We start from the raw sequence: 11,386 nt of genomic DNA, 5'->3' as shown, positions 1-11,386 counted from the left end.
GACAAATGGACAGACGGCGCAGACATCGAAATCGACCTGACGACGTATGACATTGCGGCATCCGGCTCCGTTGACCTGACAGCTGAGACAGTAGGCACGAAATCTGACTACACATCGCACACGCTTGCGAGCGGCGGTTCGACGTATGGTTCGTTCACGGCGGATATTGAGATTGATTCGAGTTCTGCGGATTACATGTCCGGTGTTACCGGCGTGAAGATCACAGGTACAGGCCTGGATGCAGCGAGTGCTTCTTACAAAGTAGAGTTGCTGGATAAAGACGGCAACACACTGGTAACGGAAGACTTCGAGAGCACAGCGGCAATGACGCAGATCGATTACAACCAGAACGGCGTCAGCTTCACATTCGACGTGCAAGATACATCGGACTTCGAAATCACGAAGGAATTTGCTTACACATCGACAGCGGTAACAGAGGACAAATCGGCAACGTTCCAAATCGGTGCGAACGAGAACCAATCGATGTCCCTGGGCTTCTCCGACATGCGTGCAAGCGCACTGGGCTTGACAGGCACAGGCACAGGCTTCTCCTCGTCGAACAACGTAACGAACGGCACAGACAGCACGAACGCAGAGAAGGCGCTTGACGTAACGACATCTGAGAATGCAGCTAATGCAATCACAGCGATCGACAACGCAATCAAGTCGGTATCCAGCGAGCGTTCGAAGCTTGGTGCATCCCAGAACCGTCTGGAGCACACAATTAACAACCTCGGCACATCGTCCGAGAACCTGACAGCAGCGGAATCCCGTATCCGTGACGTTGACATGGCAAAAGAAATGATGGAACAAACGAAGAACAACATCCTTGCACAAGCTTCCCAAGCGATGCTTGCACAAGCGAACCAGCAGCCGCAAGGTGTTCTGCAGTTGCTCCGTTAATTCATGTATTAAAATGGGAAGGCCTTGGGAATTTATCTCTAGGGCCTTCTTTTTTGGCATCGATTATAGAGGAGTGATGTTGTGACGAACCAGACGGTAAAAGGATTGCTGCACCGGGGGAATAATGTTCATTTTGGTGATTCCGTCCGAATTACGAATGATCGGAAGACTTGGATTGGCCATAATGTCAATTTGAATCATTCCGTGGAGCTCGTTTGTCATCCTGAAGGAAATAACAATCAGGAGATACGTCTTAAGCTGGGCGACCGTTCTTTTGTTGGATCAGGTGTGATTTTGGAGGCTTATAATCAGATCATCGTGGAAGAAGATGTCATGATTGCGGCCCGGGCATACCTTTCCGATTCCCAACATGAATTTAGCAATTCGCTGATTCCTCCTGCTTATCAAGGGGCGGAAGCTGTCGATCATATTTTAACCATTCAGCGGGGAGCATGGATCGGTCACGCGGCTACCGTACTCGGGAATATTACGATCGGGTATGGGTCAGTGGTTGGCGCTAATTCAGTGGTTACTTTCGACATTCCTTCCCACTGTGTGGTAGCCGGCAATCCGGCTTCGGTGCTGAAGTTGTATGATTACTCTGAGTCGAAATGGGTCCGCCCTCAAACAGATGAGGAGCTGTTGCAGGTGCTGACTACACGCGGCACGTTCGATGGTTATGATGATAAACATATTCTAGAGGCAATCAAGAGCCAGGCGCAGCGAGAAAGTTAGCTTGCAAGACAGGCAGCTTAACCTGACAGGGGGGGTTGAACTTGTGTTCAACCCCTTTGATTGCCTCTGTTCATAAAAACATTCTACCAAAGTGATAGGGATAAACTGGAAGACTACATAATGGGGCTTTAGTGATATTATTGAAATTAAAGCATGCTATGGTTACTAGGGACAAGGATGTCATAAGGTAAACCGTCTTAGTGGTAAAGCACTAGACCTACAGGTCTCATAAGCATCCGATATCAGTCGGTCTGTCGCAGACTAGGGGGAGTATTTCTTTTACATTATTTGTTCTGAAGTAGCTATATTCGTGCAGCGATTCTAGTTTGTACAAGGGGAGTACACCTATGGCTAGTAAAAAACGATTATTATCATTATTCCTTGCAATTATTTTGATGCTAAGCACAGCGGTACCGGTGTATGCAACAGAAGTCATCATCGAGGATCCGACGCCGGATACGGAAGCACCGACGTTAACTTCGATCGCGATCTCGGACAATGAAACTGCAGTCAATGTCCCGTTGCAGCTATCCATCGAAGCAGAAGATGATTTATCAGGTATTGCTAATATTTATGCCTATTATACGGGGCCAGATAACAACAGCAATTATGTAAGTCTTTACTACAATAGTTCAACGCTGAAATATGAAGGCAGCATTACGTTTGGTTCTTACGAGGGGGGAGATTGGACACTTAATAGTGTGACCCTTGAGGATAATAAAGATAATCGACGCTCGATTTACCATTCGACAAGCGAGAGTTCCTTGAATGGATTCGATTTTTCCCCTTATTCGATTCACGTAACAGGCGGAATAGTGGATGATATTCCACCAGTGCTTAGTAGTGTCGAGTTTATCTCGGATAGCCAAGTAGGTCCGGGTGGATATGTGACTGTAAAGGCGGATGTCACGGATGTCGGGTCGGGTGTATCTTCTGTTTATGTGGGCATTCAGAAGCCGATTAACAGCACGAACATATCGCTACACTATAATCAATCATCAGGCTTGTATGAAGGGAGTTTGATGATCGACGCTTATGATGAGCTGGGGAGTTGGAATCTCAGCAATGTTAGTCTGAGAGACTATGCCGAGAATTACTCTTCCTATTCTGCGGCTCGCGGCGACTTCAGTTCATATTCCTTCGAGGTTATCGGTACGACGCCGGACTTGATCGGCCCGACATTGGACCATTTGGCAATCTCACTGGAGCAGGCGAACTCAAGCGGTGCAGTTGTGAAGCTGACTTTAGGAAGCAACGACAATTTGTCAGGAGTCGGCTACATTTATGCGGATTATCAAAAGCCGAACGGCTCTACTTATAGTGTTTACTTTTCCCGCAATTACGATACCGGCAAATACGAGGGAACGGTAAGGATCGATAGATATGACCAGCTCGGAACATGGAAACTGAAGAATATCTCGCTTCGGGATGCCAAGGGCAATTATAGAAGCATTTACGATCAATCGGCTGGCTATGGAGAAATGGCAGATTTCAGCTCTTTTCATTTCACCGTGCGCGGAGTAATCACCATTCCTCCAGCAGTTCCCTTTAGCATCGGGGTGACGCCAAGTGCGGTTAGCTTGAAGCCTGGGGATAGCCAAAACCTACTGACGACGCTGTATATGACAGATGGGAAGACCCAGGATGTTACATTAGGTACGGCTAAAACAGTATACACGAGTTCGAAGCCTACAGCTGTGAAAGTTAATGAGAACGGCGTTATCACAGTCGCGGACAATGCCGAGCCTGGGGTTGTCTTTGTCCAGGCAGCTAACAGTGGTATGACAGCGCAAACCGAAATTACAATTTCAGGAGGAACGTTGGAGGAATACCTCCAGATTGATCCGATTGCACTTCGGTTGGCACCGGGAGAATCAAGTCCCTTACAGGTCACAGCGTACTTTAAGGATGGGACAGTAAGAGAGGTTACTTCTGGATCGACGGGTACGACGTATTCGATTTCGGGAGTCGACGGCGTTACCATCGATCAGAACGGGAAGGTTTCGGTAGGGTCTAACGTTCTTAAGGGGACTGCAACGATTGTAGTGACCCATGGAGAGATTACAGCGGAATCAACGATAACGGTCACGGCCCCGCCTGTAGTTAACCGGCTTGATGTAGCGCCAGCTGCACCAACGGTAGCGGTTGGGGAAACGATGCAGCTTAGCATAAGAGCGACGTTGAGTAATGGGACAACCAAGGATGTTACCCTGGGTTCTGAAGGTACAACCTATGTCTCCTCTAATACAAGTATGGCGTCCGTCGACGCGAACGGGCTGGTTACCGTTCCTGCCAATGCCCCGCTTGGGCTAGTAATCATTACGGCAACGAACAATGGTATTCCAATAAAGTCACTTGTTACGGTAGATGGGCCTCGTTTGACGGACATGATTATAACGCCAAGCACCCAAACCGTTCATCGGGGAGATACACTCTCGTTATCGGTAGTAGGAAAATATAGTGATGGTGTCTCGAAGAATATAACGAGCTCAGCAGAAGAAACTACCTATATGAGTTCAAGCGTGCGCCGGGCGACGGTGGATGCGGAAGGCGGAATTACGATCCCGGGCGACGCACTTTATGGTGACGTTACGATTGTGGTCAAGAATCGAGACTTCTCAGGGGAGATGACACTCTCCATCGTGGAAGATCTAAGCCGCACTGTGGTGGGACTTGCAGTTACCCCGAATAGCCAAACGGTGCATCGCGGCGACACCTTGAATCTATCTGCTGTTGCCACATATGGAAACGGCACGACGAAGAATGTCACTTCGGGCAGCGAAGGAACGAGCTATCTTAGCGGCAGTACCAGACGTGCAGTTGTAGACGCCAATGGCGGTGTGACAATCCCGGATGATGCGCTGTACGGTGAAGTAACTGTTGTTGTGAAGAATGGGGAAGCGCAGGCGATGATTACGCTTTTGGTCGAAGAGTCGGTGACCAATGACGTGACACGTTTAGACGCTGATCCAACTGCGCAAACGGTGCACCGTGGCGACAGCTTGAATTTGGCTGTGACAGGCACCTTTGCCGATAACACGACGAAAGATGTAACAGCGTCGACGGAAGGAACGACTTATGTAAGCAGCAGTTCACGCCGGGCCATTGTGGACGCGGATGGCCATGTTACAATTCCAGTCGATGCGCTATATGGAGAGGCGATCATTACCGTTAAGAATGGCAAAGTCAGCACAACCGTTACCCTGACGATCGAAGAAGATATAAGCGGCAGACTGACGAGTATGGCTGCAAGTCCTGCATCTCAGACCGTGCACCGTGGTGACAGCTTGGATTTGGCTGTGACAGGCACGTATGCTGATAACACAACCAAGGATCTAACGGCATCGACGGAAGGTACAACTTATGTAAGCAGCAGTACGCGTCGGGCCAATGTGGATGCGGAAGGCCATATTACGATTCCGAGCGATGCCTTGTACGGCGAGGTAGTTATCACGATTAAGAATGGGGCGACCGTTAGCACAACGGTTACCCTGACCGTCGAAGAAGATACCGGCGGCAATCTGACGAGCCTGGCAGCAAGTCCAGCAACGCAGACGGTGCATCGCGGCGACAGCTTGAATTTATCGGTAACGGGTACGTATGGTGATGGATCGAACCAGACGCTTACCGCAAGTACGGAAGGGACGACTTACGTAAGCGGGAGCACACGCCGGGCTATTGTAGATGCGGAAGGCGGCGTGACGGTTCCAAGTGATGCTTTGTACGGCGATGTTATCATTACGATTAAGAATGGGGCCGTCAGCACGACTGTTACCTTGACGGTCGAGGAAGATATAAGCGGCAAGTTGGTGAGTATGGCGGCTAATCCTGCGACACAGACGGTGCATCGCGGAAACAGCTTGAATATCGTAGTAACAGGCACGTATGGTAATGGAACGAGCAGAACGATTACCGCAAGTACAGAAGGCACAACCTATCTAAGCGGCAGTACCCGCAAGGCGATTGTGGATGCGGAAGGCCGCGTAACGATTCCGAGCGATGCCTTGTATGGCGATGTTATCATTACGATTAAGAATGGGACGGTCAGCACCACCGTAACCTTAACCGTAGCAGAAGATACGAGCAATAAGCTGGTGAGCATAACAGCAACAATAACCCCAGCGACACTGACGGCTCGACGTGGAGATAGTTTGATTATCGCGGTAACCGGAACGTATGGTAGTGGAACGAGCAGATCCATTACCGCAAGTACAGAAGGGACAACCTATGTAAGTTCAAATGCCCGCCGTGCTACTGTGGATGCTGAAGGACGGATAGCGATCCCGGCCAACGCGACGTATGGGGAAGTCATCATAACGATTAAGAACGGCACGCTGAGCACCACGATCAGGCTTAACGTAACAGCATAATTCTCAAGGACCTTGGACTAGTTCCAAGGTCCTTTTTGTGGTATGCAGCACCTAGTTGGATTTTTTATATAAAAATTTCGCGAAGGCTATAAACTTTCATTGAAACGCGCCGATATATAAATTAAGAGCATGATAGACAACCGAATAACGAACGGTCAAGGATGACCTGATAGAACTCGAACACTTTGCAGGATGCGAAGTCGTAAGAGTTTTATTGGGTCATCCTTTTTTCGTGGTTATCATGTATAATACAAAAGTCCTATAAATTTAAAAAATTAAATGTATACGGGGTTTCAAGGAGGAAACGTCAGTGCTAGTAGTAGGCAGAAAGCCAGGCGAGTACATCATGATCGGTGACGAGATTAAAGTTCAAGTGGTGAAGAGCAAGGATGGCGATTTGCGCCTTGCCATCGATGCACCGAAGCATATTTCGATTCTGCGCGGCGAGGTCTACGAACAGAGCCTGAGCCAAGCGGAATAGCAATCTCAATTACATAGTTTACTCAAGGACGAGTAGTGAGCATCTGACAGCCGGTAGGATACCGGAGCTGCGGATGGTTTACTGCTCGTCCTTTTTAATTTCGGTAATAGGCTGTTTAAGCAGCTTGTTATATATAGCGGTGAAAATGGAAGTTCACCGTAGCACACATTCCAAGGAGGAATTTTATCATGCGTATTAACCACAACATTGCTTCCCTGAACACGTACCGTCAGCTGAGCACGAACTCGGCGAACACGAACAAATCCATTGAGAAGCTGTCTTCGGGTCTTCGCATTAACCGCGCAGGCGACGATGCAGCAGGTCTTGCGATTTCCGAGAAAATGCGCGGACAGATCCGCGGTCTCGACATGGCGTCGAAGAACGCTCAAGACGGTATCTCCCTGGTTCAAACAGCTGAGGGCGCGCTGAACGAAACCCACAGCATCCTGCAGCGTATGCGTGAACTGGCGGTTCAATCGTCCAACGATACGAACACGACAGAAGACCGTAATCAGCTGCAAGAAGAAATGAACCAGCTGACTTCCGAGATCAACCGGATCGGTAACACGACCGAATTCAACACGAAGAAATTGCTGAACGGGAGTCTGACCGAGGATTTCGAAGTAACAAAGGCTTCTACAACTGCCGATACAACAGTTGACGTTCTAAAAGCAACGACTCAGACGGTTACGGTGGGCGCTGAGCCAGTAAGCTGGTCTGGCGACGGTTCCGAGGTTGACTTCGATGTTAGCTTTACGGGTAACGCTGCTAACGGCTTTGACTGGGCTGCCCTGGATACTGATGAAACGAACACACTGTCGATTACGCGTGGCGCTGACGGCTTTACGCTTTCGTTTAGCGGTACAGACTCTGCCGGTACTCCGCAGACACTGGATATCGCTGCACAGGACCTAGCATACGATGATGCTACGGATACATACTCGTTCAATAACGATGGCATCTCCCTGTCTTTCAAAGGTGACGACGCAACGGATTGGGCAGCAGGAGAAACCGTAACAATCGACTTGAACAAAGCGAACAGCGGAACCGGTGACGTAACTACGGCACCGATCAACTCGACGCCTGTAGCACAAGATTGGACAACGAATGACAGCACCGCAGGTAACGAACCTGCAATGACTGGTTTTGAAGTCGATGCAGCTGACCCTGATTTGATCGCGAACGTTTCCCAAGTGAACGTGCAATTTGATGGCACGAATCTGATCGTTGATCTTCAAGATTCGACTGGCACGTCCGTTTCGAAAACAACCTACTCGTGGGATGGCGCTACGGCATTCGACTACGATGCTAACGGCATTAAGTTCAACCTGGATGCAGGCGATGCTACTGACCTGACTGGCACATTTAAGTTGGAAACAGAAACTAAAAAAGTTGTAACTGAAGCGGGAAAAACTACAGCCGCTGTTACTGAAGACCGTTCCCTGAAGTTCCAAATCGGCGCTAACCAAAATCAATCGATGACTTTGGCGGTTTCTGACATGCGTGCATCCGCACTGGGCCTGACAGGAACAGGAACAGGATTCTCTTCGGCAGCTAACGTTACCGATGGTACGGATAACACATTGGCCGAGAAGGCGCTCGATGTCACGACTGCTGAAAATGCTGCAACTGCAATCTCCGCAATCGACAAAGCGATCACTTCCGTATCCTCCGAGCGTTCCAAGCTTGGTGCGGTGCAAAACCGTCTGGAGCACACGATCAACAACCTGGGTACTTCTTCCGAGAACCTGACGGCTGCTGAATCCCGTATCCGTGACGTAGACATGGCTAAAGAAATGATGGAACAAACGAAGAACAACATCCTTGCACAAGCTTCCCAAGCGATGCTGGCTCAAGCGAACCAACAACCGCAAGGCGTACTGCAACTGCTTCGTTAATTCGTTTAAGGAAAGGCCCTGGGCAACCGGGGCTTTTCCTTTTTAAATGAAGCATCCTCTAGCGGCATAAAAATTAGCTTCATTTTTCGACAAGGACATCTAATAGTTCTTGCGGTCGTTACCGATATACATAATATCGAACGAATAATTGGAGGATGGGGTCCAATGAGTATGAACATATCCAGCTCTTCAGGCAGCGGCTTTTCGGAGCGTATCGCCCCTGTCGAACCGGTTAAACCGAGTAGCAATTCATCGTCCACTGTTCCGGATACGACTGCGCAGGCGCAAGCCGCATCTCAGATCCAAAGTATAAGCGCTTTGAAGCAAGCGGAGATGCGCGGTGAGAAGGTAACGTTGAGTGACGAGCAAGTTGTCAAAGCCGTAGAGAGAGCCATTAAGGCCATGCAGGGCAAATCCACTTCGCTCGAGTTCAGCGTACATGAGAAAACGAAGTTGATCGCCGTAAAGGTGCTCGATAAAGATACAGGCGAGGTCATTCGTGAGGTACCGCCGGAGAAAACGCTCGACTTTGTAGCAAAGCTTTGGGAGATGGCGGGATTGCTGGTAGACGAGAAACGATAATCGATAGAAGGCGTTACGGGAAGGAGTTTTGAGATGACATCAGTTAACCGATTAAGCGGTTTAGTATCAGGTCTGGATACAGATACACTCATTAAATCTATGATGACGGCAGCGCGCGTTCCGGTAGACAAGATGAATCAGGAAAAGCAGAACCTGACATGGAAACGGGACGACTATCGGACGATTAATAGCCTGATCTTGGATTTCAAAAATGCTGCGTTCGATATGAAGCTGCAATCGAGCTATCTGGCGAAAACGACGACTTCTTCGAATGATAGCGCAGTATCGGCATCGGGAAACGCCAATGCGGTGGATGGTTCGTATGCAGTTGTGATTAAATCGATGGCTAAGGCGCCTTCGCTGACAACTGGACCTTTATTAGTTGGTTCATCGGCAGCTACCTCGACGACCAAGCTTTCGGACCTCGGTCTTGGCTCCGCTAACAGCGCTACGGAGAACTTTACTCTTAAAGTTACAGGAGCTAAAGGCGAATCCTCCATAGCGATTACGAATGACATGACTGTGACCGAACTTGTCACGCAAATCAATAGTAAAGTGACCAGCACAGGTGTAAAAGCCACCTATGACAGCACGATGAACCGGATATTCTTCGTCGGCACGCAGACGGGCGAGAAGACGATGGCTTTCTCATTGACAGATGCAAATGGTACAGCTTCAAGTGATCTAGGGGAGATCTTTAACTTGGGTAACTCCATTTCGTCGGACACTACTCTTGTTAAGGATGCGAGCGCAAGTTCTGTTTCCGTTAAAGGACAGAATGCGGAAGTCACGTTCAATGACGTAACAGCTTCGTATGAATCTAATACATTCTCGATTGCCGGTCTAACCATAACGGCGAAAGCAGCGGATCCGACATCGACCGTCACGCTCACGGTCACCCAAAACACGGACAAAATTTACGACTCGATCAAAACGTTCGTCGACAAGTACAATACGCTGATCGACGCGATGAATACTAAGATCACCGAGACGCACGACCGGGACTATACGCCGCTTACTGACGCGCAAAAGGAAGAAATGACGGACGATCAGATCGAGAAGTGGGAGACGCTCGCCAAGACAGGTTTGCTGTCGCGGGATTCCACGATTTCGAGCGGACTTACTTCTTTCCGCCGTGCGTTTGCGGATTCGATGTCGGGTGTCAGCAGTACGCTGAACAGTTTGTCGAAGATCGGTATCGGTACTACGATTGTCACCAATGGGGTCGTGCAGGGCACTTACTCCGATAAAGGTAAGATCTATATTGATGAGACGAAGTTGAAGGCAGCGATCGCCGAGAATCCGGATGAAGTAATGAAGCTGTTCACCGCGGACGACAAGGATAGTACGACATCGTCCGGCGACGGCTTGGCAACACGTTTATATACGCAGGCGAGCAATTTGTTCAGCAAAATTGTCGATAAAGCCGGAACATCAACATCTGTGAATTCGACATTTTTGATCGGAAAGCAGATCAACAATTTGGATACAAGAATAGATGACATGGAAGACCGGCTTGCAGATTTGGAAGACCGTTACTATAGCCAATTCACCACGATGGAAACCTATTTGAGCAAAATGAATTCGACTAGCAGCTGGCTGACATCACAATTTAGCAGTTAGAGAGGATGAGGGATATGCAATCGTTACAACGCAGCAAGTATTTGGAGACAACTATTCAGACGGCAACACCAGGACAACTACTCATTATGCTGTATGACGGTGCAATTCGCTTCTGTAGAACAGCCATCGAGGCACTTCATGAGGGCAGGTACGTGGAAGCGAACGAGAATCTCATCAAGGTGCAAAATATTGTGTCGGAGTTTGTCATAACGCTGGATAAGAATTCTCCGCTTGCGAATAACTTGCTGGCCTTGTACGAATATTACAAGCACCTTCTCATTCAAGCGAACATGACGAAGTCTGCACAGCCAGCGGAAGAAGTACTCGGCTATTTTGTGGAGATGAAAGAAATGTGGATACAGGCAGCAAGGGCAGCCAATGCAGCGGGGGCGAATGCAAATGGAAACACCACTCGAGCGGCTCAAACGGTTGTCGGCTAAATTGATCGAGCAGTTAGACGAAGCAAAGCCGGAGAGCTTTGATTCTTATATGACAGAACGCGAACAGATCTTCGAAGAGCTCAAGCGGGAGGGATTGTCTCCCGCTCAGCGGGATGACGTGAACGAGATTCTGCGCATGGATAAACAAATTACCGGCGCTATGCAGAAGCTTAAGGCGGAAGCGGCGTCAGAGTTGTCCAAAATTAAAAAGGGCCGTCAAATGCGAAGCACCTATGACACCGACGCTTACGGCGGTTACCAAGACGAGAGCCTCTTCTTCGACAGAAGAAGATAGCTCTCTTTTTTTATCTGTTAGTGCGTTTATTTAATCTCTTAAACTCGGCCGAATGCTCC

Annotated in this window: 9 protein-coding genes; all 9 read left to right on the top strand. The window is 48.9% G+C overall.

The genetic code is table 11. The annotated features are described in order from the left end of the window. Positions 1 to 903: flagellin (locus FHS18_RS34710; RefSeq protein WP_281378905.1), on the top strand; the 903-nt coding region annotated here is incomplete at its 5' end. An 81-nt stretch (positions 904 to 984) separates the two neighbouring features. Next, positions 985 to 1,638: an acyltransferase gene (locus tag FHS18_RS35290; RefSeq protein ID WP_183604297.1), complete on the top strand. Its 654-nt coding sequence runs from the start codon at positions 985 to 987 to the stop codon at positions 1,636 to 1,638. Positions 1,639 to 1,985: 347 nt separating this feature from the next. Then, positions 1,986 to 6,008, top strand: a complete 4,023-nt coding sequence (locus FHS18_RS31080) for a beta strand repeat-containing protein (RefSeq protein WP_183604296.1) — start codon at positions 1,986 to 1,988, stop codon at positions 6,006 to 6,008. Positions 6,009 to 6,318: 310 nt separating this feature from the next. Further along, the gene (locus tag FHS18_RS31075; protein ID WP_183604295.1) at positions 6,319 to 6,489 is read left to right on the top strand and encodes a carbon storage regulator; all 171 of its coding nucleotides are present in this window, start codon (positions 6,319 to 6,321) and stop codon (positions 6,487 to 6,489) included. 188 nt (positions 6,490 to 6,677) lie between these two features. Continuing rightward, entirely contained in the window at positions 6,678 to 8,387 is a 1,710-nt protein-coding gene (locus FHS18_RS31070; protein WP_183604294.1) for a flagellin N-terminal helical domain-containing protein, read from the top strand. Positions 8,388 to 8,552: 165 nt separating this feature from the next. Next, a complete protein-coding gene (locus tag FHS18_RS31065; protein WP_183604293.1) occupies positions 8,553 to 8,969 on the top strand; it encodes a flagellar protein FlaG in 417 nt (138 codons plus the stop codon). 33 nt (positions 8,970 to 9,002) lie between these two features. Continuing rightward, the gene (fliD, locus tag FHS18_RS31060) at positions 9,003 to 10,592 is read left to right on the top strand and encodes a flagellar filament capping protein FliD (RefSeq protein WP_183604292.1); all 1,590 of its coding nucleotides are present in this window, start codon (positions 9,003 to 9,005) and stop codon (positions 10,590 to 10,592) included. A gap of 14 nt (positions 10,593 to 10,606) precedes the next feature. After that, a complete protein-coding gene (gene fliS / locus FHS18_RS31055) occupies positions 10,607 to 11,032 on the top strand; it encodes a flagellar export chaperone FliS (protein ID WP_183604291.1) in 426 nt (141 codons plus the stop codon). Next, entirely contained in the window at positions 10,992 to 11,327 is a 336-nt protein-coding gene (gene fliT / locus FHS18_RS31050) for a flagellar protein FliT (RefSeq protein ID WP_183604290.1), read from the top strand. Before fliS ends, fliT begins: the two co-directional genes overlap by 41 nt. Positions 11,328 to 11,386 lie beyond the last annotated feature (59 nt).

Source organism: Paenibacillus phyllosphaerae (genome assembly GCF_014192105.1).
GTDB lineage: Bacteria > Bacillota > Bacilli > Paenibacillales > Paenibacillaceae > Paenibacillus_Z > Paenibacillus_Z phyllosphaerae.
Note: the sequence above shows the minus strand (reverse complement) of the source record. Positions and strands in the feature narration are given on the sequence as shown.

Coding starts and splice junctions, on each gene's coding strand:
- FHS18_RS31080 (WP_183604296.1), top strand. CDS start 1,986: ATGGCTAGTAAAAAACGATTATTATCATTATTCCTTGCAATTATTTTG.
- FHS18_RS31070 (WP_183604294.1), top strand. CDS start 6,678: ATGCGTATTAACCACAACATTGCTTCCCTGAACACGTACCGTCAGCTG.
- FHS18_RS31065 (WP_183604293.1), top strand. CDS start 8,553: ATGAGTATGAACATATCCAGCTCTTCAGGCAGCGGCTTTTCGGAGCGT.
- fliD (WP_183604292.1), top strand. CDS start 9,003: ATGACATCAGTTAACCGATTAAGCGGTTTAGTATCAGGTCTGGATACA.
- fliS (WP_183604291.1), top strand. CDS start 10,607: ATGCAATCGTTACAACGCAGCAAGTATTTGGAGACAACTATTCAGACG.
- fliT (WP_183604290.1), top strand. CDS start 10,992: ATGGAAACACCACTCGAGCGGCTCAAACGGTTGTCGGCTAAATTGATC.